22 protein-coding genes are annotated in these 25,477 nt (G+C 71.7%); 16 read left to right on the plus strand and 6 right to left on the minus strand.

Annotated elements, in window-relative coordinates:
* Nucleotides 1-84: 84 nt before the first annotated feature.
* Complete coding sequence (locus tag ABT093_RS23545) at nucleotides 85-852, minus strand: pyrimidine reductase family protein (protein ID WP_350567487.1); 768 nt, start codon at nucleotides 850-852, stop codon at nucleotides 85-87.
* A gap of 129 nt (nucleotides 853-981) precedes the next feature.
* Here ABT093_RS23545 and zapE point away from each other — a divergent pair, with 129 nt between their 5' ends.
* The 5 genes from zapE to ABT093_RS23570 all read left to right on the plus strand — a co-directional run bounded on the left by zapE (nucleotide 982) and on the right by ABT093_RS23570 (nucleotide 7,016).
* The gene (gene zapE, locus ABT093_RS23550) at nucleotides 982-2,055 is read left to right on the plus strand and encodes a cell division protein ZapE (RefSeq protein ID WP_502884296.1); all 1,074 of its coding nucleotides are present in this window, start codon (nucleotides 982-984) and stop codon (nucleotides 2,053-2,055) included.
* 397 nt (nucleotides 2,056-2,452) lie between these two features.
* Nucleotides 2,453-2,761, plus strand: coding sequence for a helix-turn-helix domain-containing protein (locus tag ABT093_RS23555; protein WP_350567489.1), 309 nt, complete (start codon nucleotides 2,453-2,455; stop codon nucleotides 2,759-2,761).
* 56 nt (nucleotides 2,762-2,817) lie between these two features.
* Complete coding sequence (gene uvrB / locus ABT093_RS23560) at nucleotides 2,818-4,917, plus strand: excinuclease ABC subunit UvrB (protein WP_350567492.1); 2,100 nt, start codon at nucleotides 2,818-2,820, stop codon at nucleotides 4,915-4,917.
* Nucleotides 4,918-5,196: 279 nt separating this feature from the next.
* Entirely contained in the window at nucleotides 5,197-5,778 is a 582-nt protein-coding gene (locus ABT093_RS23565) for a TerD family protein (protein WP_350567495.1), read from the plus strand.
* 254 nt (nucleotides 5,779-6,032) lie between these two features.
* The gene (locus ABT093_RS23570; protein WP_350567498.1) at nucleotides 6,033-7,016 is read left to right on the plus strand and encodes a TerC family protein; all 984 of its coding nucleotides are present in this window, start codon (nucleotides 6,033-6,035) and stop codon (nucleotides 7,014-7,016) included.
* A 77-nt stretch (nucleotides 7,017-7,093) separates the two neighbouring features.
* Here ABT093_RS23570 and ABT093_RS23575 read toward each other — a convergent pair whose 3' ends face one another.
* On the minus strand, nucleotides 7,094-7,747 hold the full coding sequence (locus tag ABT093_RS23575; protein WP_350567500.1) for an MBL fold metallo-hydrolase: 654 nt from the start codon (nucleotides 7,745-7,747) through the stop codon (nucleotides 7,094-7,096).
* A 57-nt stretch (nucleotides 7,748-7,804) separates the two neighbouring features.
* Nucleotides 7,805-8,539: a maleylpyruvate isomerase family mycothiol-dependent enzyme gene (locus ABT093_RS23580; protein ID WP_350567503.1), complete on the minus strand. Its 735-nt coding sequence runs from the start codon at nucleotides 8,537-8,539 to the stop codon at nucleotides 7,805-7,807.
* Nucleotides 8,540-8,817: 278 nt separating this feature from the next.
* Here ABT093_RS23580 and uvrA point away from each other — a divergent pair, with 278 nt between their 5' ends.
* From uvrA to ABT093_RS23635, 11 genes are all read left to right on the plus strand, one after another.
* Nucleotides 8,818-11,736: an excinuclease ABC subunit UvrA gene (uvrA, locus tag ABT093_RS23585; protein WP_350567506.1), complete on the plus strand. Its 2,919-nt coding sequence runs from the start codon at nucleotides 8,818-8,820 to the stop codon at nucleotides 11,734-11,736.
* Between the two features lie 114 nt (nucleotides 11,737-11,850).
* Entirely contained in the window at nucleotides 11,851-12,285 is a 435-nt protein-coding gene (locus tag ABT093_RS23590; RefSeq protein WP_350567509.1) for a Rieske (2Fe-2S) protein, read from the plus strand.
* A 51-nt stretch (nucleotides 12,286-12,336) separates the two neighbouring features.
* Entirely contained in the window at nucleotides 12,337-14,373 is a 2,037-nt protein-coding gene (uvrC, locus tag ABT093_RS23595) for an excinuclease ABC subunit UvrC (RefSeq protein ID WP_350567512.1), read from the plus strand.
* A 118-nt stretch (nucleotides 14,374-14,491) separates the two neighbouring features.
* Nucleotides 14,492-15,403, plus strand: coding sequence for an RNase adapter RapZ (rapZ, locus tag ABT093_RS23600; protein ID WP_344324851.1), 912 nt, complete (start codon nucleotides 14,492-14,494; stop codon nucleotides 15,401-15,403).
* Nucleotides 15,404-15,466: 63 nt separating this feature from the next.
* Nucleotides 15,467-16,615: a gluconeogenesis factor YvcK family protein gene (locus tag ABT093_RS23605; protein WP_502884297.1), complete on the plus strand. Its 1,149-nt coding sequence runs from the start codon at nucleotides 15,467-15,469 to the stop codon at nucleotides 16,613-16,615.
* The gene (gene whiA, locus ABT093_RS23610) at nucleotides 16,606-17,586 is read left to right on the plus strand and encodes a DNA-binding protein WhiA (protein WP_209411690.1); all 981 of its coding nucleotides are present in this window, start codon (nucleotides 16,606-16,608) and stop codon (nucleotides 17,584-17,586) included. Before ABT093_RS23605 ends, whiA begins: the two co-directional genes overlap by 10 nt.
* 327 nt (nucleotides 17,587-17,913) lie before the next feature.
* Nucleotides 17,914-18,918, plus strand: a complete 1,005-nt coding sequence (gene gap, locus ABT093_RS23615; RefSeq protein WP_350567516.1) for a type I glyceraldehyde-3-phosphate dehydrogenase — start codon at nucleotides 17,914-17,916, stop codon at nucleotides 18,916-18,918.
* A 151-nt stretch (nucleotides 18,919-19,069) separates the two neighbouring features.
* Nucleotides 19,070-20,272, plus strand: coding sequence for a phosphoglycerate kinase (locus tag ABT093_RS23620; RefSeq protein ID WP_350567519.1), 1,203 nt, complete (start codon nucleotides 19,070-19,072; stop codon nucleotides 20,270-20,272).
* A gap of 7 nt (nucleotides 20,273-20,279) precedes the next feature.
* Nucleotides 20,280-21,065, plus strand: coding sequence for a triose-phosphate isomerase (tpiA, locus tag ABT093_RS23625; RefSeq protein WP_350567522.1), 786 nt, complete (start codon nucleotides 20,280-20,282; stop codon nucleotides 21,063-21,065).
* Nucleotides 21,066-21,152: 87 nt separating this feature from the next.
* The gene (gene secG, locus ABT093_RS23630; protein WP_350567525.1) at nucleotides 21,153-21,389 is read left to right on the plus strand and encodes a preprotein translocase subunit SecG; all 237 of its coding nucleotides are present in this window, start codon (nucleotides 21,153-21,155) and stop codon (nucleotides 21,387-21,389) included.
* A 157-nt stretch (nucleotides 21,390-21,546) separates the two neighbouring features.
* The gene (locus ABT093_RS23635; RefSeq protein WP_207811681.1) at nucleotides 21,547-21,882 is read left to right on the plus strand and encodes an RNA polymerase-binding protein RbpA; all 336 of its coding nucleotides are present in this window, start codon (nucleotides 21,547-21,549) and stop codon (nucleotides 21,880-21,882) included.
* 87 nt (nucleotides 21,883-21,969) lie between these two features.
* Here the strand turns inward: ABT093_RS23635 and pgl are convergent, their stop codons facing one another.
* Genes pgl through zwf form a run of 3 tightly spaced genes read right to left on the minus strand, consistent with a single transcriptional unit; the run spans nucleotide 21,970 to nucleotide 25,429 of the window.
* A complete protein-coding gene (gene pgl / locus ABT093_RS23640; protein WP_350567529.1) occupies nucleotides 21,970-22,758 on the minus strand; it encodes a 6-phosphogluconolactonase in 789 nt (262 codons plus the stop codon).
* Complete coding sequence (opcA, locus tag ABT093_RS23645) at nucleotides 22,755-23,876, minus strand: glucose-6-phosphate dehydrogenase assembly protein OpcA (protein ID WP_350567532.1); 1,122 nt, start codon at nucleotides 23,874-23,876, stop codon at nucleotides 22,755-22,757. The genes pgl and opcA overlap by 4 nt, the downstream gene beginning before the upstream one ends.
* Nucleotides 23,873-25,429, minus strand: coding sequence for a glucose-6-phosphate dehydrogenase (zwf, locus tag ABT093_RS23650; protein WP_350567640.1), 1,557 nt, complete (start codon nucleotides 25,427-25,429; stop codon nucleotides 23,873-23,875). The genes opcA and zwf overlap by 4 nt, the downstream gene beginning before the upstream one ends.
* Nucleotides 25,430-25,477: the final 48 nt, after the last annotated feature.

Here is a 25,477-nt window from a genome sequence, read left to right on the forward strand (position 1 = left end):
GCGGAAGCTTTCCGCACGCCGCCCACCCGGCACACGGGCCACGCGGAGGAAGCCCCAAGTGGGAGCGGGATCACGGTCCTGAGGTCAGGGGCTGGGCGGACGCAGGTAGCGGGTGAAGAGGAATCCTTTCTGCTCGATCAATGAGACCAGTCGCATCCGCTGCACGTCAGGCATTTGCGCATCGTGCAGGATGCGCGGCGCGTCGCCGCCGGTGAGCAGCGGAGCGAGCGACAGGCACAGCTCGTCCAGCAGGTCCTCGGCGGCCAGCTGTCCGAGCAGCCGCGGGCCTCCCTCGGTGAGCATCCGCGTCCAGCCGCGGTCGGCCAGCGCCGCGACCGCCGCCCGCAGGTCCACCGCGCCCCGGCCGACCGCGATCACGTCGGCCACCTCGGTCACCGCCGCCAGGCTGCGCACCGGCGCGTCCTCGGTGGTGATCACCACGGTGCGCACCAGCGGCTCGGTGAACAGCGGCGCCGCGAGGTCCAGCCCGAGCGAGCGGCTGACGACCGCGATCGCGGGCGCCGGCGCCTGCCCGGCCGCCCGGCGCGCCTCGGCGAAGTCGGCCCGCGCCCGGGCCGGCCGGTACCCCTCCGCCCGCACCGTCTCGGCGCCCACCAGCACCACGTCCGACAGCGCCCGCAGCACACCGAAGATCCGCTTGTCGGCGTCGCCGGAGAGCCCCTCGGAGAGCCCGTCCAGGCGGGCCCCGCCGTCCAGCCCCGCCACCATGTTGGCGCGCAGCCAGGGGTGCCCCCGGTTCACCTGCCCGGGGTACGCGTAGACGGCGGCCAGCGCCTCCAGCGAGCCGGGATCGTCGAAGGTCTCCGCCACGGGACTGATCAGCTGTCGCATGCCCCCAGTCTCGCAGCCGCTCGCCCGCGAGCCCGCGGGGCGCTCGAACCCGGCGCCCTCCGGCTCGGGGCGGGTGCTCCACCGGCCACCGTCCCGGGGCCCTACCGACCAGGCGTACCCTTTATCACCGTGCCCGCAGCAGCCTCCCACCCCGACGCGACCGAGCGGATAGTCCCCGGTTCGCCGATCGTCCTCACCTCCCGGCGCCCCGTGGTGCCCGCCGAGCGCCTGGTCGCCGAGATGGTGCCGCCGCCGCGCTTCTCCGGCGTGAGCTTCGGGACGTACATCCCGGACCCGGCCCAGCCCAGCCAGTACGAGGCCGTGCAGGTCCTGGAGCAGTTCGCCGGCACGCTCAACAGCGGAAACGGTTCCGCGCCCAAGCGCAGCTGGTTCCGCCGCGGCGCCCCGGCCCCGGCCGGTCCGGCCGGCGTCTACCTGGACGGCGGCTACGGCGTCGGCAAGACCCACCTGCTCGCCTCGCTCTGGCACGCCGCCCCCGGCCCCAAGGCCTTCGGCACCTTCGTCGAGCTGACGAACCTGGTCGGCGCGCTCGGCTTCCAGCAGGCCGTGCAGACCCTGTCCGGGCACAAGCTGCTGTGCATCGACGAGTTCGAGCTCGACGACCCGGGCGACACCGTCCTGGTCTCCACCCTGCTCGGCCGCCTGGTGGAGAACGGCGTGAAGCTCTGCGCCACCTCCAACACCCTGCCCGAGAAGCTCGGCGAGGGCCGCTTCGCCGCCGCCGACTTCCTGCGCGAGATCCAGGGCCTGTCCGCGCACTTCCGCCCGATGCGGATCGACGGCCAGGACTACCGCCACCGCGGCCTGCCGGACGCCCCGCCGCCCTACCCGGCCGCCGAGGTCGACGCCGTCGCCGCCCGCACCCCGGGCGCCTCCCTGGACGACTTCGACGCCCTGCTCGCCCACCTCTCCGCCGTCCACCCCAGCCGCTACGGCGCCCTGCTGGACGACGTCACCGCCGTCTGCCTGCGCGGCGTGCACCAGGTCGACGACCAGTCCACCGCCCTGCGCCTGGTCGTCCTCGCCGACCGCATGTACGACCGCGAACTCCCCATCACCGCCTCCGGCCTCCCCTTCGACCAGGTCTTCCCCGAGGAGATGCTCCGCGGCGGCTACCGCAAGAAGTACCTCCGCGCCATCTCCCGCCTCGTCGCCCTCGCCCGCGACAGCGCCGGGAACTGACGGGCGTGACCCGAGCCCCGGTCGGGCGTTGCTCTCTGCGGAGGGGAGAGCCGGAGAGGGGAGAACATGACCGGGGACCAGGCCGCCCGGACGATCGAGATCGAGCCCGAGGTGCGCGCGTGGCTGCGCACCTGCTCGACCACCGAGTACCGGGCGGCCGAACGTGCGGCCGACCGGCTGGCCGAGGACGGTGAGCTGCTGCAGTTCCCGCTGGCCAGCCACCTCGGCGGCCCGCTGCGGGAACCGCGGGTCGGGCCGATGCGCATCACGTACTGGCTCGCCCCCGGCCAGCGGGCTGTGCTGCAGTCGGGCGGGCGCACCGGGCCCAGAAGGTGTGCGAGGCCGAGCACGGCCCCGCCGGCGACCACCAGGTCTACGACAGGGACGAGGAGGAGCGATGAGCAGCGGTTACCACACCCGCTGGGTCGTGCCGCCGGAGCACCGGGAGACCGAGGAGTACCGGGCGGCCGGCCGGCGGATGGCGCTGGCCGAGGCCGTGTACGCCCGTCGCGCGGCCCTCGGCTGGACCCCTGCCGAGCTCGCGGGGCGGGCGGGCCTGGACGAGGAGACCGTCGAGAGCATCGAGGAGAGCGGGGTCGATCCCACCCTGCCGCTGATCGAGCGGCTGGCCGCCGCCTTCGACTCGGCGGTCCGCATCGACCCCGCGGGAGAGCCCACCATCAGGTTCGAGGCCCACGCGGCCTGAGCGGACGGTCCTCGGTTCGGTCCTCGGTTGTCGGTGGTGGGTCGTACGGTGGAGGCGTGCGACCCATCACGAGTATTGAGCGGTCAGTGGCGCCCTTCGAGGTCGTCAGTCCCTACCAGCCCAACGGCGACCAGCCGGCGGCGATCGCGGAGCTGGAGCGGCGGATCCGGGGCGGGGAGAAGGACGTCGTCCTGCTCGGTGCCACCGGTACCGGCAAGTCGGCCACCACGGCCTGGATGATCGAGAAGCTGCAGCGGCCCACCCTGGTGATGGCGCCGAACAAGACGCTGGCCGCGCAGCTGGCGAACGAGTTCCGCGAGCTGCTGCCGAACAACGCGGTCGAGTACTTCGTCTCGTACTACGACTACTACCAGCCCGAGGCGTACGTCCCGCAGACGGACACCTACATCGAGAAGGACTCCTCGATCAACGAGGAGGTCGAGCGGCTGCGCCACTCGGCGACCAACTCGCTGCTCACCCGCCGGGACGTGATCGTGGTCGCGTCCGTCTCCTGCATCTACGGCCTCGGCACGCCGCAGGAGTACGTGGACCGGATGGTGCGGCTGAAGGTCGGCGAGGAGATCGACCGGGACGTCCTGCTGCGGCGCTTCGTCGACATCCAGTACACCCGCAACGACCTCGCCTTCACCCGCGGCACCTTCCGGGTGCGCGGCGACACCATCGAGATCTTCCCGGTCTACGAGGAGCTGGCCGTCCGGATCGAGATGTTCGGCGACGAGATCGAGGCGCTGTACACGCTGCACCCGCTCACCGGCGAGATCATCAGCCAGGACGACTCGGTGTACGTCTTCCCGGCCTCGCACTACGTCGCGGGCCCGGAGCGGATGGAGCGCGCGGTCAACGGCATCGAGAAGGAGCTGGAGGAGACCCTCGCCCGGATGGAGAAGCAGGGCAAGCTGCTGGAGGCCCAGCGGCTGCGCATGCGCACCACCTACGACATCGAGATGCTCCGCCAGATCGGCACCTGCTCCGGCGTGGAGAACTACTCGATGCACTTCGACGGCCGCGAGCCCGGCTCCCCGCCGAACACCCTGCTCGACTACTTCCCGGAGGACTTCCTCCTGGTGATCGACGAGTCGCACGTCACCGTCCCGCAGATCGGCGCGATGTACGAGGGCGACGCCTCGCGCAAGCGCACCCTGGTGGAGCACGGCTTCCGGCTGCCGTCCGCGATGGACAACCGCCCGCTGAAGTGGGAGGAGTTCCTGGAGCGGATCGGCCAGACCGTCTACCTGTCGGCGACCCCGGGCCAGTACGAGCTGTCGCGCGGCGACGGCCAGGTCGAGCAGATCATCCGACCGACCGGCCTGATCGACCCCGAGGTGATCGTCAAGCCGACCGAGGGCCAGATCGACGACCTGGTGCACGAGGTCCGCCGGCGGGTGGAGAAGGACGAGCGCGTCCTGGTCACCACGCTCACCAAGAAGATGGCCGAGGACCTCACCGACTACATGCTCGGCCTGGACATCCGGGTGCGCTACCTGCACAGCGACATCGACACGCTGCGCCGCGTCGAGCTGCTGCGCGAGCTGCGGGCCGGCGAGTACGACGTGCTGGTCGGCATCAACCTGCTGCGCGAGGGCCTGGACCTCCCGGAGGTCTCCCTGGTGGCGATCCTGGACGCGGACAAGGAGGGCTTCCTGCGCTCCGGCACCTCGCTGATCCAGACCATCGGCCGCGCGGCCCGCAACGTCTCCGGCCAGGTCCACATGTACGCGGACCGGATCACCCCGGCGATGGAGAAGGCCATCGAGGAGACCAACCGGCGCCGGGCCGTGCAGCAGGCGTACAACAAGAAGCACGGGATCGACCCGCAGCCGCTGCGCAAGAAGATCGGCGACATCCTGGACACCCTCGCCCGCGAGGACGTGGACACCGGCGAGCTGCTCTCCACGGGGTACCGCGGCTCGGGCGCGGCGAAGGGCGGCAAGGCCCCGGTGCCGGCGCTGGGCGCCGAGCGCAAGCCGGCGAAGTCGCTGCCGGCGGCGGAGCTGGCCGAGCTGATCCAGTCGATGACCGAGCGGATGCACGCCGCCGCCGTCGACCTCCAGTTCGAGGTGGCGGCCCGGCTGCGCGACGAGGTCAAGGAGCTGAAGAAGGAGCTGCGGCAGATGCGCGAGGCCGGTATCGCCTAGCCGGTCGGGAGGCTCCCGCGGAAGGCGCCCGCCGGGCGTGGCCGGTTCCGTTCCCGGTCGGGCCCGGCGGTGTCTCAGCACCGCCGCGAAGGGGTACACGGCGGGCAGGGCAATTTGCCGCAGGGCCAGGCCCGAGGACCAGGCCTTAGGCTGGCCTGCGGTGCCGCCCCGGGACGGGCGGGCCTGAAGAGGGGGCCTCAGCCGGGGGACGGCAACGGGGTGTTCCACCGTGGAGCCGGCGCGGGGTTGCCGCGCGGGCGGGCAGAGAGGACATACGCCGTGTCGGTGAACCTTGCCAAGGGCCAGCGGGTCAGTCTGCAGAAGGGGCCGGGGGAGACGCTCACCGTGGTCCGGATGGGCCTGGGCTGGAAGGCGGCGCCCCGGCGCGGCCTGTTCGGCAGCCGGACCCGGCAGATCGACCTGGACGCCTCGGCGCTGCTGTACGAGGAGCGCACCCCGTCCGACGTGGTGTTCTTCCAGCACCTGGAGAGCGCCGACGGCTCCGTGCGGCACACCGGGGACAACCTGGTCGGCGGCTCCGGGGCGGGGGAGGACGACGAGTCGATCCTGGTGGACCTGGCGCACGTGCCGCCGCAGATCACCCAGGTGGTGTTCACGGTCAGCTCGTACACCGGGCAGACCTTCGCCGAGGTGCAGAACGCCCACTGCCGGCTGGTGGACGAGTCCACCGGGCTGGAGCTGGCCCGCTACGAGCTGACCGGCGGCGGCCCGCACACCGGCCAGATCATGGCGAAGGTGTTCCGCGACGGCAACGGCGGCTGGGAGATGCAGGCGATCGGCGCCCCGGCCAAGGGGCGGACCTTCCAGGACCTGCTGCCGGCCATCGAGCCGCACCTCTGACGTAGCACCGCTGACGCCCGCCGGCTGACGCCCCCATCTGACGGGTCTTTACCTTCTTTACCTTTCCTTGGTGGTGCTGTTACCCTTCTTGGCAGCGGAGGGGAGTATTCCCACGCAGCCGTCCCCGTCATCACGGGCACCCGTCGCGGTGCCCCGGGGCGCTGGTCCGCGGGCGCGCCCTCGCGTGCCCGACGGGCGGAAGAGACCTCCGGCAGTGACGATGACTGTCTCGCCTACCTGCCGGAGGAGCAGTAGTGGACGTTTCCGTAAGCCTTTGGGTCGGCACCATCGTGGTGCTGTTGGCCCTGGTCGTGGCCGATTTCTTCATCGGCGGACGCAAGCCGCACGAGGTGTCGATCAAGGAAGCCGGTATCTGGACCACGGTCTGGGTCGTGCTGGCGGCGCTCTTCGGCGGGTTCCTCTGGTGGCACTCCGGCGCGACGCCGGCCGGTGAGTTCTTCGCCGGTTACATCACCGAGAAGTCGCTCAGCGTCGACAACCTCTTCGTGTTCATCCTGATCATGGGCAAGTTCGCGGTGCCGCGGATCTACCAGCAGCGCGTCCTGATGTTCGGTGTGATCATCGCCCTGGTGCTGCGCGCGGTCTTCATCGCCGGCGGCGCCGCGCTGGTCGCCCAGTTCTCCTGGGTGTTCTTCATCTTCGGCGGCTTCCTGATCTGGACGGCGTGGAAGCTGATCAAGGAGGCCCGGGCCGACGAGGAGGACGAGGAGTTCGAGGAGAACCGCCTCCTCAAGTCGATCGAGAAGCGCTTCCCGTCGACCGACAAGTACCACGGCACCAAGCTCTTCATCCGGGAGAACGGCCGCCGGCTGATGACCCCGATGCTGATCGTCATGCTGGCGATCGGCACCACCGACGTCCTGTTCGCGCTGGACTCGATCCCGGCGATCTTCGGCCTGACCCAGGACCCGTACATCGTCTTCACCGCCAACGCCTTCGCCCTGATGGGCCTGCGCCAGCTGTACTTCCTGATCGGCGGCCTGCTGAAGAAGCTGGTCCACCTCTCGTACGGCCTGTCGGTGATCCTCGGTTTCATCGGCGTGAAGCTGGTGCTGCACGCGCTGCACGAGCAGGGCGTGCACGTGCCGGAGATCGGCATCCCGTTCTCGCTGGGCTTCATCGTGGTCGTGCTCGCCATCACCACGGTGACCAGCCTGATGGCCTCCAAGCGGGCCGCCCTGGCCGAGCAGTCCGAGCCGGAGAAGCTGGACGCCTGACGCACCACCCCCCCCGGACCGGGCGGGCCCGCGACCGAGCAGTGGTCGCGGGCCCGCCCGTCCCTCGTCCGGGTCGGCTACCAGCCGCGCTCGCGCCACTCGGGGAGGTGGGGGCGCTCGGCGCCGAGGGTGGTGTCGTTGCCGTGGCCGGGGTAGACCCAGGCCTCGTCCGGCAGGACGTCGAAGATCTTCTCGTTGACGTCCCGGAACAGGCTGGCGAACGCGTCCCGGTCCCCCCAGGTGTTGCCCACCCCGCCGGGGAAGAGGCAGTCACCGGTGAACACGTGCGGGTGGCCCTGCGGGTCGTCGTAGACCAGCACGATCGCCCCGGGCGTGTGGCCGACCAGGTGCCGCACGGTCAGCGCGCAGCGGCCCACCGTGAGGGTGTCGCCGTCCGCCAGCGGCAGCACGGTGGGCACCTCGATGCCCTCCGCGTCGTGCTCGCCGGCCGCGGTCCGCGCCCCGGTGGCGGCGACCACCTCGGCCAGCGCGCCCCAGTGGTCGTGGTGCCGGTGGGTGGTCACCACGGTGGCGAGGTTCTCGCCGACCGATTCCAGCAGCACCGGCGCCTCCGCCGCCGCGTCGATCAGCAGCTGCTCGTCGGTGTCGCGGCAGCGCAGCAGGTAGGCGTTGTTCTCGTACGGGCCGACCGCCACCTTGGTGATGATCAGGTGCGCCAGCTCGCGCACGTCCGGTGGCCCGCCGACCTTGACCGCTCCGTGGTACGTCATCCGTCCGCTCCTTGTCGGGCTACAGGTTCCTGGTCATCCTCGCGCCTGGCGGGCCGGTCAGCCCAGAGGGGGGAGGGTGGGCAGGGGGGTGTCGGGGGTGCGGCGCAGGCCGTCGCCGTCGGCGCGGCCGGAGAGCCAGGCGAGCAGCGCGCGGACCGGGCCCTCGACGGTGAGGGCGGGGGCGCCGGTGCCGATCACGGCGCGCTCGGCGGTGTCGTCGCTGAAGAGTTCGACGGCGGGCAGGTCGGCGCCCGCGAGCTTGCCGGCGAGGCGGCGGAACTCGGCGGAGGCGAACTCGGCCGGCCAGTGCGCGGGGGTGTAGCCGGCGTCCAGGTCGACGTGGTGGTACTCGACCTCCATCAGCCGCCTCCAGGGGATGTCGGCGGCCGGGAAGAGGTAGCCGCTGCGGTGCCGGACCTCGGCGGCCCAGGCCTCGGCGGGCAGCAGGGCGGCGGCCGAGGCGAAGCGCTCGCCGGTGGCGCGCAGGTCGGCGAGCTGGACGTCCGCCGGGCGGGGCGCGCCCTCCTCGATGCCCAGGTCGCGGGCCTCCTCGCTGGTGTACTGCGGGATGTCGGTGCCGGTGCGGGCGCCGTCCAGCAGGTTGACCAGGGAGTCGGCGTTGCGGGCGAGGTGGGCCAGGACGTGGCCGCGGGTCCAGCCGGGCAGCGCGGAGGGCTCGGCGACGGCGTCGGGCTTGAGCTCGGCGACGGTGTGCAGCAGGTGCCGGGTGCCCTCCTCGACCAGCGCGAGGTAGCGCGAGGCGGTGGCGGCGGCGGACTGCGGGTCGGTCATCGGATCGGCCTTCCAGGGGTGCGGCGCGTTGCCCGGGCGGGGCTCGGCTCGTTGAAGGGGTGACACCGGGACGACGCTACCGCCGTTTCCCGCTGCTGAGCAGGGGCTTTGCGGACCGCTCGTCAAGGCTCCGCAAGCCGTCCTCACTCGTTCGGGTGGACCCGGCTGGACATGGTCGTTAATCGAACGCGTGAGCTAGTAGGCTGGCTGCCGCATCCTGGAAGAAGTACACCTTGCGTTTCCCAGCCCTCTCGCCCCGGAGAAAGGCGCCAGAAGCAGTGGCCGACCGCCTCATCGTCCGCGGTGCTCGCGAGCACAACCTCAAGAACGTCTCGCTCGACCTGCCCCGCGACTCCCTCATCGTCTTCACGGGCCTCTCCGGCTCCGGAAAGTCCTCGCTCGCCTTCGACACCATCTTCGCCGAGGGCCAGCGCCGCTACGTCGAGTCGCTGTCGTCCTACGCCCGCCAGTTCCTGGGCCAGATGGACAAGCCCGACGTGGACTTCATCGAGGGCCTCTCCCCGGCCGTTTCGATCGACCAGAAGTCCACCAACCGCAACCCGCGCTCGACCGTCGGCACCATCACCGAGGTCTACGACTACCTCCGCCTGCTGTTCGCCCGGATCGGCAAGCCGCACTGCCCGCACTGCGGGCGCCCGATCGCCAAGCAGTCCCCGCAGGCCATCGTCGACAAGGTGCTCGAACTCGCCGAGGGCACCCGTTTCCAGGTGCTCAGCCCGGTGGTGCGCGAACGCAAGGGCGAGTTCGTCGACCTCTTCGCCGACCTCCAGTCCAAGGGCTACGCCCGCGCCCGGGTGGACGGCGAGACGATCCAGCTCGCCGAGCCGCCCAAGCTGAAGAAGCAGGAGAAGCACACCGTCGAGGTGGTGATCGACCGCCTCACCGTCAAGGACAGCGCCAAGCGCCGGCTGACCGACTCGGTGGAGACCGCCCTGCGGCTGAGCGGCGGCATGGTCGTGCTCGACTTCGTCGACCTCCCCGAGGACGACCCCGAGCGCGAGCGGATGTACTCCGAGCACCTCTACTGCCCGTACGACGACGTGTCGTTCGAGGAGCTGGAGCCGCGCTCGTTCTCCTTCAACTCGCCGTTCGGCGCCTGCCCGGACTGCTCCGGCCTCGGCAACCGGATGGAGGTGGACCCGGAGCTGGTGGTGCCCGACGAGGAGCGCTCGCTGGACGAGGGCGCCATCCACCCGTGGTCCGGCGGCCACACCAAGGAGTACTTCCAGCGGCTGATCGACGCCCTGGCCGGCGAGCTGGGCTTCCGCACCGACATCCCCTGGGCCGGGCTGCCGGCCCGCGCCAGGAAGGCCCTGCTGTACGGCCACAAGCACCAGGTGCAGGTCCGCTACCGCAACCGCTACGGGCGCGACCGCTCCTACAGCACCGGCTTCGAGGGCGCGGTGCCGTTCATCCAGCGCCGCCACCAGGAGGCCGAGAGCGACTCCAGCCGCGAGCGCTTCGAGGGCTACATGCGCGAGGTGCCCTGCCCGACCTGCCAGGGCACCCGGCTCAAGCCGGTGGTGCTCGCGGTCACCGTCGAGGGCCGGTCGATCGCCGAGGTCTCCTCGATGTCGATCAGCGACTGCTCGGACTTCCTCGGCGCGATGAAGCTCAACGCCCGGGACAAGCAGATCGCCGAGCGCGTCCTCAAGGAGGTCAACGAGCGGCTGCGCTTCCTGGTCGACGTCGGCCTGGACTACCTCTCGCTCGACCGCGCGGCCGGCACCCTGTCCGGCGGCGAGGCCCAGCGCATCCGGCTCGCCACCCAGATCGGCTCCGGCCTGGTCGGCGTGCTCTACGTGCTGGACGAGCCGTCCATCGGCCTGCACCAGCGCGACAACCACCGGCTGATCGAGACCCTCGTCCGGCTGCGCGACATCGGCAACACGCTGATCGTCGTCGAGCACGACGAGGACACCATCAAGATGGCCGACTGGGTGGTCGACATCGGCCCCGGCGCCGGCGAGCACGGCGGCAAGGTGGTGCACTCCGGCTCGCTGAAGCAGCTGCTCGGCAACAAGGAGTCGCTGACCGGCCAGTACCTCTCCGGCAAGCGCTCCATCCCGATCCCGGACGCCCGCCGGGAGCGGGACCGCAAGCGCCAGCTCACCGTGCACGGCGCCCGCGAGCACAACCTCAAGGACGTCACGGTCGGCTTCCCGCTCGGCACCTTCACCGCGATCACCGGTGTCTCCGGCTCGGGCAAGTCCACCCTGGTCAACGACATCCTCTACACCCACCTCGCCCGGGAGCTGAACGGCGCCCGCACGGTGCCCGGCCGGCACACCCGGATCACCGGCACCGACCTGGTGGACAAGGTGGTGCACGTCGACCAGTCGCCGATCGGCCGCACCCCGCGCTCCAACCCGGCCACCTACACCGGCGTGTTCGACCACGTCCGGCGGCTCTTCGCGGAGACCCAGGAGGCCAAGGTCCGCGGCTACCTGCCCGGCCGGTTCTCGTTCAACGTCAAGGGCGGCCGCTGCGAGAACTGCTCGGGCGACGGCACCATCAAGATCGAGATGAACTTCCTGCCGGACGTCTACGTGCCGTGCGAGGTCTGCCACGGCGCCCGGTACAACCGGGAGACGCTGGAGGTCCACTACAAGGGCAGGTCCATCGCCGAGGTGCTGGACATGCCGATCGAGGAGGCGCTCGGCTTCTTCGAGGCCGTCCCGGCGATCGCCCGCCACCTGCGGACGCTCAACGACGTCGGCCTCGGCTACGTCCGGCTCGGCCAGTCGGCGCCGACCCTCTCCGGCGGCGAGGCCCAGCGCGTCAAGCTCGCCTCCGAGCTGCAGAAGCGCTCCACCGGCCGGACCGTCTACGTGCTGGACGAGCCCACCACCGGTCTGCACTTCGAGGACATCAGCAAACTGATCAAGGTGCTCAGCGGCCTGGTGGACAAGGGCAACACGGTGATCGTCATCGAGCACAACCTCGACGTCATCAAGACCGCCGACTGGATCGTCGACATGGGCCCCGAGGGCGGCTCCGGCGGCGGCACCGTGGTCGCCGAGGGCACCCCCGAGCAGATCGCCGCCGTCCCGGAGAGCCACACCGGCAAGTTCCTGCGCGACATCCTGCCGGGCGAGTTCGCCGACGCCCCGGTCAAGGCACCGGCCAAGGCCCGCGCCCCGCGCAAGCGGGCGGCCGCCGCGGCCAAGAAGTAGCCCGGACACGACCACGGCCGCCCCCGGACGCTCCGGGGGCGGCCGTTGTGAGGGCGCATAGACTGCCGGGCGGCCCGCAGCCGCGGGCCGCTGTGCGACCAGGAGCTGAACCACATGTCCGAGGCACCCGAAGGCCCCGCCCCCACCCGCCGCACCCTGCTCTGCGGAGCGGCGGCCGTCCTCGCCGCCGGCGGCACCCTCGCCGTCTCCGGCTGCTCCTCGTCCTCCTCCGACTCCGGCTCCGCCGCCAAGACCCCGGTCGACGTCGGCCCGGCCTCCGCCGTCCCGGTCGGCGGCGGCACCGTCTACCGCGAGAAGAAGATCGTCGTCACCCAGCCCACCGAGGGCCAGTACAAGGCGTTCAGCGCCAAGTGCACCCACGCCGGCTGCGTCGTCGACCAGGTCAAGAACCAGAAGATCCAATGCCCCTGCCACGGCAGCCTGTTCGGCATCACCGACGGCGCCGTGCTGGACGGCCCGGCCCCCACCCCGCTGCCCGAGTACACCGTGGCGGTCGAGGGCGGCAACCTCAAGGTGACCCCCCGCTGAAGCAGTTGATCTCCCGCACGCGCCCCCGGCCCGAGTCGGTACGGTGGACCCATGGCTGACCCGTCCACCTACCGCCCGGCGCCGGGTGCGATCCCCACCTCGCCCGGCGTCTACAAGTTCCGCGACGCCCACGGGCGGGTCATCTACGTCGGCAAGGCCAAGAGCCTGCGGCCCCGGCTCTCCTCGTACTTCCAGGACCTCGCCGGGCTGCACCCGCGCACCGCGACCATGGTCACCACCGCCGCCTCGGTGGAGTGGACCGTCGTCTCCACCGAGGTCGAGGCGCTCCAGCTGGAGTACTCCTGGATCAAGGAGTTCGACCCCCGGTTCAACGTCAAGTACCGCGACGACAAGAGCTATCCGGAACTCGCCGTCACCCTCGACGAGGAGTACCCGCGGGTCCAGGTGATGCGCGGCGCGCACAAGAAGGGCGTGCGCTACTTCGGCCCCTACGGCCACGCCTGGGCGATCCGCGAGACCGTCGACCTGATGCTGCGCGTCTTCCCGGTCCGCACCTGCTCCAACGGCGTCTTCAAGCGCGCCCGCCAGGTCGGCCGCCCCTGCCTGCTCGGCTACATCGGCAAGTGCGCCGCCCCCTGCGTCGGCCGGATCTCGCCCGAGGACCACCGCGCCCTCGCCGAGGACTTCTGCGACTTCATGGCCGGCCGTACCGGCAACTACCTGCGCCGGCTGGAGACCGAGATGCAGGAGGCCGCCGCCGACCTGGAGTACGAGAAGGCGGCCCGGCTGCGCGACGACATCGGCGCGCTCAAGCGGGCCATGGAGAAGAACGCCATCGTCCTCGCCGACGCCACCGACGCCGACCTGCTGGCCGTCGCCGAGGACGAACTGGAGGCCGCCGTCCAGATCTTCCACGTCCGCGGCGGGCGGGTGCGCGGCCAGCGCGGCTGGGTCACCGACAAGGTCGAGGACGTGGACACCGCCGGCCTGGTCGAGCACGCCCTCCAGCAGCTCTACGGCGGCGGCAGCGAGTCCGTCCCCCGCGAGGTGCTCGTCCCCGCCCTGCCGGAGCCGGTCGAGCCGGTCCGCGACTGGCTGAGCGGCCTGCGGGGCGCCCAGGTCGACCTGCGCATCCCGCAGCGCGGCGACAAGAAGGACCTCATGGCCACCGTGCAGCGCAACGCCCAGCAGGCGCTCGCGCTGCACAAGACCAAGCGCGCCTCCGACCTCACCACCCGCAGCCGCGCCCTCCAGGAGATCGCCGACGCGCTCGAACTGGACAGCGTGCCGCTGCGCATCGAGTGCTTCGACATCTCCCACCTCCAGGGCGAGGACGTGGTCGCCTCCATGGTCGTCTTCGAGGACGGCCTGGCCCGCAAGAGCGAGTACCGCCGCTTCCAGATCAAGGGCTTCGAGGGCCAGGACGACGTCCGCTCGATGCACGAGGTGATCAGCCGCCGCTTCCGCCGCTACCTCCAGGAGCGCGAGCAGACCGGCGAGTGGGCCGTCCCCGAGACCGGCCCGGACGAGGCCGACGCCGAGGACGGCCCGCGCACCGAGGACGGCCGCCCCAAGCGCTTCGCCTACCCGCCGCAGCTGCTCGTCGTCGACGGCGGGCAGCCCCAGGTCGCCGCCGCCCGGCGGGCCCTGGACGAGCTCGGCATCGACGACGTCGCGCTCTGCGGCCTGGCCAAGCGCCTGGAGGAGGTCTGGCTGCCCGGCGAGGACGACCCGGTCGTGCTCCCGCGCAGCAGCGAGGGCCTCTACCTGCTCCAGCGGGTCCGCGACGAGGCCCACCGCTTCGCGATCACCTACCAGCGCGGCAAGCGTTCCAAGCGACTCACCGCCGGAGAACTGGACTCCGTCCCCGGCCTCGGCGAGACTCGCCGTCAGGCGCTGCTCAAGCACTTCGGCTCGCTGAAGAAGCTCCGGGCGGCCACCGTCGACGAACTCTGCGCCGTCCCCGGCATCGGCCGGCGGACGGCGGAGACCGTTGCGGCGGCGTTGTCGTCCCGTACACCTGCCGCACCCGCCGTGAACACCGCCACGGGCGAGATCATCGAGGACGGCGTCGACGAGCCGGCGCCCGCGGCGCCCGAGACCGCACCCATCCAGGAGACGCCATGACGGCCGACGCCGCCCGTCAGCCGGCGCGCCCCCGCTCCACTCGTCCGAGTGAGCCGGGGAAGCGCGCCCGCGCGACGCGCGTTCTCCACAGCAGAACCACCGAGAGCGGGGAACCGAAGTGACCGTGTCCGATTACGGGGGGACCGCCAGGCCCGAGGCCGGCGGCGAGAACACCCCGGAGCTGGTGATCATCTCCGGCATGTCCGGAGCCGGCCGCTCCACCGCCGCCAAGTGCCTGGAGGACCTGGGCTGGTTCGTGGTGGACAACCTGCCCCCGGCCCTCATCCCGACCATGGTCGACCTCGGCGCCCGCTCCCAGGGCAACGTCGCCCGGATCGGCGCCGTGGTGGACGTCCGCGGCCGGCAGTTCTTCGACGACCTGCTGACCTCGCTGGACGAGCTGGAGAAGCGCGGCGTGCGGCTGCGCGTCGTCTTCCTGGACTCCTCCGACGAGGCACTGGTCCGCCGCTTCGAGAGCGTGCGCCGCCCGCACCCGCTCCAGGCCGACGGCCGGATCGTCGACGGCATCGCCCAGGAGCGCGACCTGCTGCGCGAGCTGCGCGGCGAGGCCGACCTGGTGATCGACACCTCCAACCTCAACGTCCACCAGCTGCGGGCCAAGCTCGACGCCCAGTTCGCCGACCACGACGAGCCCGAGCTGCGCGCCACCGTGATGTCCTTCGGCTTCAAGTACGGCCTGCCGGTCGACGCCGACCTCGTGGTGGACTGCCGATTCCTGCCCAACCCGCACTGGGTGCCCGAGCTGCGGGCCCGCACCGGCACCGACGCGGACGTCGCCGACTACGTCTTCCAGCAGCCCGGAGCCAACGAGTTCCTCAACGGTTACGCCGAGCTGCTGCGCATTGTCACCGAGGGCTATCGGCGCGAGGGGAAGCGTTACATGACCCTTGCCGTAGGCTGCACCGGTGGCAAGCACCGCAGCGTCGCGATGTCCGAGCGCCTGACGAAGCGTCTCATCGCGGACGGAGTGGAAACGGTGCTCGTCCACCGTGACATGGGACGGGAGTAGCCGCCGCGCCCTGCCGGGCCGCCGGCGGAGGCCGGCGGCGGGCTAGAGGAACGCGAGGTAGGTGTGACGGGATACGTGCCCGGGCGGCAGTTCCAGAACAGGACCGCCGACCGGAGTGGGGCCCAGGCCCGGTCCACCGCGGCCGGCCGGCCCCGCTCCGGGGCGGTCCGCACGGGTCCCTCCCGTCCCCACCCGGCGCCCCGGACCAGTCCGGCCGCCCGGACCAACCAGGCGCCGCGGATCACCGCGCTCGGCGGCGGGCAGGGGCTGTCCGCCTCGCTCTCCGCGCTGCGCCGGCTCACCAGCGACCTCACCGCCGTGGTCACCGTCGCCGACGACGGCGGCTCCAGCGGCCGGCTCCGCGAGGAGCTCGGGGTGCTGCCCCCCGGCGACCTGCGCAAGGCGCTCGCCGCGCTCTGCGGGGACGACGACTGGGGCCGCACCTGGTCCGAGGTGATCCAGCAGCGCTTCACCGGGACCGGCGAGCTGGGCGGCCACGCGGTGGGCAACCTGCTGATCGTCGCGCTCTGGGAGAAGCTCGGAGACCCGGTCGCCGCCCTGGACTGGGTCGGCCGGCTGCTCAACGTGCAGGGCCGGGTGCTGCCGATGTCGGCGGTGCCGCTGGACATCGAGGCGGTGGTCCGCGGCCACGACCCGGCCTTCCCGGCCGAGCTGGCCGCCGTCCGCGGCCAGGCCAGCGTCGCGGTCACCCCCGGCACCGTGCAGTCCGTCCGGCTGGTGCCGGACGAGCCGCCCGCCGTGCCGGAGGCGGTCACCGCCGTGCGGGAGGCGGACTGGGTGGTGCTCGGCCCCGGCTCCTGGTTCACCAGCGTGCTGCCGCACCTGCTGGTTCCCGAGCTGGTCAAGGCCCTGGTGGAGACCCGCGCCCGCCGCCTGCTCACCCTGAACCTGGCCCCGCAGCCCGGCGAGACCGAGGGCTTCACCCCGCAGCGTCACCTGGAGGTCATCGCCGACCACGCCCCGGACCTCGCGGTGGATGCGATCCTGGTGGACGAGCGCGCCGTCACCGGCGGCGCCTTCGGCCAGGCCGACCTGGCCGGCCTGGAAAAGGCCGCCGAGCGGATGGGAGCAGCCCTGGTGCTCGGCCGGGTCGCCCGCACCGACGGCACGCCGCGACACGACCCGGAGCTCTTGGCAGCCGCGTACGACCGGATTTTCCGGACACATGGAAGGATCGGGCCATGGCGATGACTCCAGCGGTGAAGGACGAAATCAGCCGGCTCCCGGTCACCCGGGCCTGCTGCCGCAAGGCGGAGGTGTCGGCGATCCTGCGGTTCGCGGGCGGGCTGCACATCGTGAGCGGCCGGATCGTGATCGAGGCGGAGCTCGACACCGGAGCCGCCGCGCGGCGTCTGCGCAAGGACCTGCTGGAGATCTTCGGACACTCCTCGGACCTGGTCGTGATGGCCCCAGGCGGCCTGCGGCGCGGCAGCCGGTATGTGGTGCGGGTGGTCAAGGACGGTGAGCTGCTCGCGCGCCAGACCGGCCTGGTAGACGGCCGGGGCCGCCCGATCCGGGGCCTGCCCCCGGCCGTGGTCTCCGGCGCCACCTGCGACGCCGAGGCGGCCTGGCGCGGGGCCTTCCTGGCGCACGGCTCGCTCACCGAGCCCGGCCGCTCGTCCTCGCTGGAGATCACCTGCCCCGGCTCGGAGGCGGCCCTCGCCCTGGTCGGCGCCGCCCGCCGGCTCGGCATCCCGGCCAAGGCCCGCGAGGTGCGCGGGGTCGACCGGGTGGTGATCCGCGACGGCGACGCGATCGGCGCGCTGCTCACCCGGCTCGGCGCGCACGAGTCGGTGCTGGCCTGGGAGGAGCGCCGGATGCGCCGCGAGGTGCGGGCCACCGCCAACCGGCTGGCCAACTTCGACGACGCCAACCTGCGCCGCTCGGCCCGGGCCGCGGTGGCGGCCGGCGCCCGGGTGCAGCGCGCGCTGGAGATCCTCGGCGACGAGGTGCCCGAGCACCTGGCCGCCGCCGGCCAGCTGCGGATGCAGCACAAGCAGGCCTCGCTGGAGGAACTGGGCGCGCTCGCCGACCCGCCGCTGACCAAGGACGCGGTGGCCGGCCGGATCCGCCGGCTGCTGGCGATGGCCGACAAGCGCGCCTCCGAGCTCGGCCTGCCGAGCACCGAGGCCAACCTCACGGACGAGATGGCGCTCAACTGACGCGGGGCGGCCGTCGCCTCCGACGGCCGCGCCCGGTACCGGTCCTCCTCCGCCGGTGTCCGCCTCCCGCGGGCACCGGCGGAGCCGTGTCCGGAGGGTGGGACGGGGGACCGCGGCGGGGGCCGCGCGGGGTCGGGGACAACTGCCCGGAGGGGCAAGGCCGGACGGGCCCGGAATTGTTGTGAACACGCGCCACGCCAGGGCTTGCGCGTGCGCCTGATGTGCTCTACCCGGCCTCGGAGGGGTAGGGTCATAGGCGGTCGGGGACATCCCAAAATTCCACCCCGTCGGCATAGCGTCCGGCGTACCTAACGAGGAGATCGGTTCGTGACGATCCGGGTAGGCATCAACGGATTCGGCCGCATCGGCCGCAACTTCTTCCGTGCGGTTAAGGCCCAGGGGGCGGACATCGAGATCGTCGGTGTCAACGACCTGACCGACACCAAGACCCTGGCGCACCTGCTCAAGTACGACTCGATCCTGGGCACCTTCCCGGGCGAGGTTTCGCACACCGCCGACAGCATCACCGTCGACGGCAAGACCTTCAAGGTCATCGCCGAGCGTGACCCGGCCAACCTCCCCTGGGGCGAGCTGGGCGCCGACATCGTCATCGAGTCGACCGGCATCTTCACCAAGGCCGAGGCGGCGAAGAAGCACGTCGCGGCCGGCGCCAAGAAGGTCATCATCTCCGCGCCCGCCACCGACGAGGACATCACCATCGTCATGGGCGTCAACGACGACAAGTACGACGCCGCCAAGCACACCGTCATCTCCAACGCCTCCTGCACCACCAACTGTGTGGCGCCGCTGGCGAAGGTGCTGAACGAGAGCTTCGGCATCGTCAAGGGTCTGATGACCACGGTGCACGCGTACACCAACGACCAGGTCACCCTGGACTTCCCGCACAAGGACCTGCGTCGCGCCCGCGCCGCGGCCCTCAACATCATCCCGACCTCGACCGGTGCCGCCAAGGCCACCGCGCTGGTCCTGCCGGAGCTCAAGGGGAAGCTGGACGGCACCTCGCTGCGCGTCCCGGTCCCGACCGGCTCGATCACCGACCTCGTGGTCACCCTGGAGCGCGACGTCACCGTCGCCGAGGTCAACGAGGCCTTCAAGAAGGCCTCCGAGACCACCCTCAAGGGCATCCTCCAGTACACCGAGGACCCGATCGTCTCCTCCGACATCGTGAACTCGCCGTTCTCCACGATCTTCGACTCGCTGCTGACCATGGCCCAGGGCAACCAGGTCAAGATCTTCGGCTGGTACGACAACGAGTGGGGCTACTCGAACCGCCTCGTCAACCTGACCACCCTCGTCGGTGCCGGGCTCTGACGCAGCGGGAGCTGACGTGAAGTAGGGGGGAGGGCCCGGAAGGCATGTGCGAAGCCGACCGGGCCCTCCGTCTGCGCACCCTCAACTCCCCATTGACGGCACAACGTTGTGTCGTCGCCTGCTCCACCATCTCGCCAGGAGACCGAAGCCCGTGAAGACCATCGAAGATCTGGACGTCGCCGGTAAGCGCGTGTTCGTGCGCGCGGACCTGAACGTTCCGCTTTCCGACGGCACGATCACCGACGACGGCCGGATCCGTGCCGTCGCCCCGACCATCGCCAAGCTCGTCGAGCGCGGCGCGAAGGTCGTCGTCGCCTCCCACCTCGGCCGCCCCAAGGGCGCGCCGGACCCGCAGTTCTCCCTCGCGCCGGTGGCCGTCCGCCTCGGCGAGCTCCTCGGCAGGCCGGTCGCCTTCGCGACCGACACCGTCGGCGAGAGCGCGAAGGCCACCGTCGCCGCCCTGGCCGACGGCGAGGTCACGCTGCTCGAGAACCTGCGCTTCAACGGTGGCGAGACCAGCAAGGACGACGCCGAGCGCGCGGCGTTCGCCGGGCAGCTGGCCGCGCTGGCCGACCTCTACGTGGGCGACGGCTTCGGCGCGGTGCACCGCAAGCACGCCTCGGTGTTCGACCTGCCGGCGCTGCTGCCGCACGCGGTCGGCGACCTGATCGCCACCGAGGTGGGCGTGCTCAAGCGCCTCACCGAGGAGGTCGAGAGCCCGTACGTGGTGGTGCTCGGCGGCTCCAAGGTCTCCGACAAGGTCGGTGTGATCGAGAACCTGCTGAAGAAGGCCGACCGGATCCTGATCGGCGGCGGCATGGTGTTCACCTTCCTCAAGGCTCAGGGCCACGAGGTCGGCGCCTCGCTGCTGCAGGAGGACCAGATCCCGACCGTCCAGGGCTATCTGGCGGAGGCGAAGGAGCGGGGCGTCGAGTTCGTCCTGCCGACGGACGTCCTGGTCTCCACCGGGTTCCCGGACGTCAAGACCAAGGCCCCGGCCACCTACTCGGTCGTCTCCGTGGACGCGATCCCGGCCGACCAGCTGGGCCTGGACATCGGCCCGGAGAGCCGCAAGCTGTTCGCGGAGAAGCTGGCCGACGCGAAGACGGTGTTCTGGAACGGCCCGATGGGCGTCTTCGAGCACCCGGACTTCGCCGGCGGCACCGCGGCCGTGGCGCAGGGCCTGCTCGACAGTGACGCGTTCTCCGTGGTCGGCGGCGGGGACTCCGCCGCGGCCGTCCGCATCCTGGGCTTCGACGAGACGAAGTTCGGGCACATCTCGACCGGCGGTGGCGCGAGCCTGGAGTACCTGGAGGGCAAGCAGCTCCCCGGTCTCACCGCCCTGGAAGGCTGAATCACGCATGACTGAGCGTCTCCCGCTGATGGCGGGCAACTGGAAGATGAACCTCAACCACCTTGAGGCCATCCAGCACACCCAGAAGCTGGCCTTCGCGCTGGCCGACAAGGACTACGCGGCGGTCGAGGTGGCCGTCCTCGTGCCGTTCACCGACCTCCGCTCGGTGCAGACCCTGGTCGACGGCGACAAGCTGAAGATCAAGTACGGCTCGCAGGACATCTCCCGGCACGACGGCGGCGCCTACACCGGCGAGGTCTCCGGCCCGATGCTGGCGAAGCTGAAGTGCGCCTACGCGGTGATCGGCCACTCGGAGCGCCGCCAGTACCACGGCGAGAACGAGGAGATCGTCAACGCCAAGGTCAAGGCCGCCTACCGCAACGGGATCACCCCGATCCTGTGCATCGGCGAGCCGCTGGAGGTCCGCAAGGCGGGCACCCACGTCGAGTACACCCTGGCCCAGCTCGACGGCGCCCTTGAGGGCGTCCCGGCCGAGCAGGCCGAGTCCGTCGTGGTCGCCTACGAGCCGGTCTGGGCGATCGGCACCGGCGAGGTGGCGACCCCCGAGGACGCCCAGGAGGTCTGCGCCGCCATCCGCGCGCGGATCGCCGAACTGTACGACGCCGAGCTGGCCGGCAAGGTCCGGGTGCTCTACGGCGGTTCGGTCAAGTCGTCGAGCGCGGCCGGTCTGATGGCCAAGCCCGACATCGACGGCGGCCTGATCGGCGGAGCCTCGCTGGACGCCGACGAGTTCGTCAAGATCGTGCGGTACCGTGAGCAGGCAGTAGGCTAACGCCGCCGCAGCAACGTAGGCTTTGGGGCCGGACCACCCGACGTGGTCCGGCCCCTTCGCCGAAGATACGAGAGAGTTGGTCGCGTCGTGGTTCTCGGGTTCTCGATTGCCCTGATCGTCTTCAGCCTGCTGATGATCCTCCTGGTGCTGCTGCACAAGGGGAAGGGCGGCGGCCTGTCGGACATGTTCGGTGGCGGCGCGATGTCCACCGGCGGCGGCTCGGCGGTGGCCGAGCGCAACCTGGACCGCATCACGATCGTGGTCGGTCTCGGCTGGTTCGCCTGCCTCCTGGTGCTCGGCCTGGTCCTGAAGTACCAGGGCTGACATACCTCTGACACCCCGTCGCCCCGCGGCCTATTCTTGGAAGGTCCGGGGCGGAGCCGGTGGTGGCGCATGCTTAACTCCTGCTTACACTAGGACGACTTTCGCCACCGACGCGCGTCGCGCGCGTCGGCGCACCAGCACGCAGGGGAGTCAGACCGTGGCAAGTGGCAACGCCATCCGTGGCAGCAGGGTCGGAGCCGGCCCGATGGGCGAGGCGGAGCGAGGCGAATCCGCCCCCCGCAACCGGATCTCCTTCTGGTGCGCGAACAAGCACGAGACCCGGCCGAGCTTCGCGGCCGAAGCGGTGATCCCGGAGACCTGGGACTGTCCGCGCTGCGGCTTCCCGGCCGGCCAGGACGAGCACAACCCGCCCGCGCCGTCCCGCAACGAGCCGTACAAGACCCACCTCGCCTACGTCCGCGAGCGGCGCACCGACGCCGACGGCGAGGCGATCCTCGCGGAGGCGCTGGCCAAGCTCCGCGGTGAGATCTGAGGACGGGCGAAACGTACAGAGGGGCGCCACCCGGTGAACGGGTGGCGCCCCTGCTGTTCGCTGCGGGCCTCAGGTGTTCCGCGGGCCTCAGGCCGAGGCCGGGGGGTACAGCTGGGGCGGCAGCCGGGACGCCGCGGCGCGGTCCAGCAGCCACAGGGTGCGGCCGGTGCCGTGCGCCCCGGAGGCGGGTGCCTGGAGCTCGCCGGGGCCGGACAGCGCCACCGCCACCGCGCCCGCCTTGTCCTCGCCGGCCGCCAGCAGCCACACCTCGCGGGCGGAGCGGATGGCCGGGAGGGTGAGCGAGATCCGGGTCGGCGGCGGCTTCGGCGCGCCGCGCACGCCGATCACCGTCAGCTCGGTCTCCCGCACGCCCGGGTGCTCCGGGAAGAGCGAGGCGACGTGGGTGTCCGGGCCGACGCCGAGCAGCAGCACGTCGAAGGCCGGGACGCCGAGCCGGGACCCCGGTTCGGCCGCCTTCTCCAGCTCCTGCGCGTAGCGGGCCGCGGCCGCGTCGACGTCCGAGCCGTCGAGGCCGTCCGAGGCCGGCATCTCGTGCACCCGCGCCGGGTCGAGCGGGACGGCGTCCAGCAGCTCGGCACGGGCCTGCACGGCGTTGCGCTCCGGGTCGGCGGAGGGCAGGAACCGCTCGTCGCCCCACCAGAGGTCCAGCCGCGCCCAGTCGACCGCGTCGCGCGCCGGGGAGGCGGCGATCGCGGCCAGCAGGGCGTTGCCGTTGCGTCCGCCGGTGAGCACCACCGAGGCGCTGCCGCGGGCGGCCTGGGCGTCCACGATCCGGGTGATCAGCCGGGCCGCGGCCGCCTGGGCCATCAGCTCCTTGTCCCGGTGGACGACCAGCTGCGGGGTGGCGGCCGTCATGCCTCCGCCTTCTTGGTGGTGCGCTTGCCGGCCGCCTTCTTCGCGGGGCCGGCGGCGGGGCTCTCGGCGGTCACCCGGGCCGGGTTGGCGACGTGCTCGCCGTCCTGCCCGGACGGCTGCCCGGCGTCCTGCCCGGCGTCCTGTCCGGCCTCGGCGGCCACCTCGCCGGCCGCGGCCTGCTCGGCGTTGTCCGGCTCCTTGAGCCGGTCCACCGGCGTGCGCACGGCGGCCGCGTAGATGTCGTCCGGGTCGAGCCGGCGCAGCTCCTCGGCGATCAGCTCCGAGGTCTCGCGCCGCTTGAGCGCCACCTGGCGGTCCGGCGAGCCGGGCATCGAGAGCGTGCCCATCAGGCCGTCCGGGCGGTCCAGGGTGACGTCCCCGTCCGTGGTGCGCAGGTGCACCGCGGTGATGCCCGGGCCGTTGGTGACGACCCGCTCGACCGGCACGTGCAGCCGGGTGTGCAGCCACAGGCCGAGCAGTTCGACGCTGGGGTTGTACGACTCGCCCTCGACCACCGCGGAGGTGATCGTCGACGGCCGCTGGTCCAGCGCGGCGGCCAGCATCGAGCGCCAGCCGGTGATCCGGGTCCAGGCCAGGTCGGTGTCGCCCGGGGTGTAGCTCTGGGCCCGCTGGGCGAGCTGGCCGACCGGGGACTCGGCGGTGACCGCGTCGGTGATCCGGCGCTGGGCGAGCGCGCCCAGCGGGTCCTGCGCCGGGTGCAGCGGCGCGTTGTCCGGCCACCAGACCACGACCGGGGCGTCCGGCAGCAGCAGCGGCAGAACGACCGACTGGGCGTGCGCGGCGAGCTCGCCGTGCATCCGCAGGATGACCGTTTCTCCGGAGCCGGCGTCCGAGCCGACCAGGATCTCGGCGTCCAGGCGGGTCTCGGCGCGGGCCCGGGGCGAGCGCCCGGCGCGCTTGATGACCGCCAGGGTGCGCGAGGGGTGCTCGCGGGAGGCGTCGTTGGCCGCCTTGAGGGCGTCGTACGCGCTGCCCTCGTCGGTGACGATCACCAGGGTGAGCACCATGCCGGCGGCGGTGGCGCCACTGCCCCGGCGCGCTTCCATGAGCGCTGCGTTGATCTTGCCGGAGGTGGTGTTCGTGAGGTCGATCTTCATGGCCGGCGCCAGCTCCTGCCGTCTCGTGCGAGCATCTCGTCCGCCTCGGCCGGGCCCCAGGTGCCGGCCGCGTACTCGGCGGGCTTGCCGTGGGTGTCCCAGTACTTCTCGATCGGGTCGAGGATCTGCCAGGAGAGCTCGACCTCCTGGTGACGGGGGAAGAGGTTGGCGTCACCGAGCAGTACGTCGAGGATGAGCCGCTCGTACGCCTCCGGGGAGGACTCGGTGAAGGACTCGCCGTAGGCGAAGTCCATCGTGACGTCCCGGACCTCGAAGGAGGTGCCCGGCACCTTGGAGCCGAACCGCACGGTGACGCCCTCGTCCGGCTGCACCCGGATGACCAGGGCGTTCTGCCCCAGCTCCTCGGTGGCGTAGGAGTCGAACGGCAGGTACGGGGCGCGCTGGAAGACCACCGCGATCTCGGTGACCCGGCGGCCCAGCCGCTTGCCGGTGCGCAGGTAGAACGGCACACCCGCCCAGCGGCGGTTGTTGATCTCCAGCTTGATGGCGGCGTAGGTGTCGGTCTTGGAGTCCGGGTCGATGCCGTCCTCGTCGAGGTAGCCGCCGACCTCCTCGCCGCCCTGCCAGCCGGCCGTGTACTGGCCGCGCACGGTGTGCAGGCCGAGGTCGGCCGGGAGCTTGACGGCGCTGAGCACCTTGAGCTTCTCGGCCACCAGCGCCTTCGGGTGGAAGGACGCCGGCTCCTCGATGGCGGTGAGCGCCATCAGCTGGAGCAGGTGGTTCTGGATGACGTCACGGGCCGAGCCGATGCCGTCGTAGTAGCCGGCCCGGCCGCCGATGCCGATGTCCTCGGCCATGGTGATCTGCACGTGGTCGACGTACGACCGGTTCCAGATCGGCTCGAACATCTGGTTGGCGAAGCGCAGCGCCAGGATGTTCTGGACGGTCTCCTTGCCCAGGTAGTGGTCGATCCGGAAGACCTCGTCCCGGGGGAAGACCTCGTGGACGATCCGGTTCAGCTCCTGGGCGGACTCCAGGTCGTGGCCGAACGGCTTCTCGATGACGGCGCGCCGCCAGGAGCCCTGCGGGGGGTCGGCCAGGCCGTGCTTCTTGAGCTGCTGGACGACGGTCGGGAAGAACTTCGGCGGGACGGACAGGTAGAAGGCGAAGTTGCCGCTGGTGCCCTGCGCCTTGTCCAGCTCCTCGATGGTCTCGCGGAGCTTGTCGAAGGCCTCGTCGTCGTCGAAGGTTCCGTGGACGAAGCGCATGCCCTTGGCGAGCTGCTGCCAGACCTCCTCGCGGAAGGGGGTGCGGGCGTGCTCCTTGACCGCGTCGTGGACCTCCTGGGCGAAGTCCTCGTCCTTCCACTCGCGGCGGGCGAAGCCGACGAGCGAGAAGCCCGGCGGCAGCAGGCCGCGGTTGGCCAGGTCGTAGATGGCCGGCATCAGCTTCTTGCGGGACAGGTCACCGGTGACCCCGAAGATGACCAGGCCGGACGGGCCCGCGATGCGCGGGAGCCGCCGGTCGGAGGGGTCGCGAAGCGGGTTGACGGGGGGCGACGGGAGGTTGTCCGCGTCCGAGTCCGGCGCCAACTCGGGGAAATCAGTGCTCACTGGATGGGCTCCGCTTTCGTGCGCTGT

This window comes from Kitasatospora sp. NPDC002551 (assembly GCF_040296005.1).
GTDB lineage: Bacteria > Actinomycetota > Actinomycetes > Streptomycetales > Streptomycetaceae > Kitasatospora.

Excerpts from the sequence above, each read along its gene's own strand:
- ABT093_RS23580 (WP_350567503.1), bottom strand. The coding sequence starts at position 8,539 with ATGACCGACCCGCAGTCCGCCGCCGCCACCGCCTCGCGCTACCTCGCG.
- uvrC (WP_350567512.1), top strand. The coding sequence starts at position 12,337 with ATGGCTGACCCGTCCACCTACCGCCCGGCGCCGGGTGCGATCCCCACC.
- ABT093_RS23575 (WP_350567500.1), bottom strand. The coding sequence starts at position 7,747 with ATGACGTACCACGGAGCGGTCAAGGTCGGCGGGCCACCGGACGTGCGC.
- ABT093_RS23545 (WP_350567487.1), bottom strand. The coding sequence starts at position 852 with ATGCGACAGCTGATCAGTCCCGTGGCGGAGACCTTCGACGATCCCGGC.
- ABT093_RS23590 (WP_350567509.1), top strand. The coding sequence starts at position 11,851 with ATGTCCGAGGCACCCGAAGGCCCCGCCCCCACCCGCCGCACCCTGCTC.
- pgl (WP_350567529.1), bottom strand. The coding sequence starts at position 22,758 with ATGACGGCCGCCACCCCGCAGCTGGTCGTCCACCGGGACAAGGAGCTG.
- ABT093_RS23555 (WP_350567489.1), top strand. The coding sequence starts at position 2,453 with ATGAGCAGCGGTTACCACACCCGCTGGGTCGTGCCGCCGGAGCACCGG.
- opcA (WP_350567532.1), bottom strand. The coding sequence starts at position 23,876 with ATGAAGATCGACCTCACGAACACCACCTCCGGCAAGATCAACGCAGCG.
- whiA (WP_209411690.1), top strand. The coding sequence starts at position 16,606 with ATGGCGATGACTCCAGCGGTGAAGGACGAAATCAGCCGGCTCCCGGTC.
- tpiA (WP_350567522.1), top strand. The coding sequence starts at position 20,280 with ATGACTGAGCGTCTCCCGCTGATGGCGGGCAACTGGAAGATGAACCTC.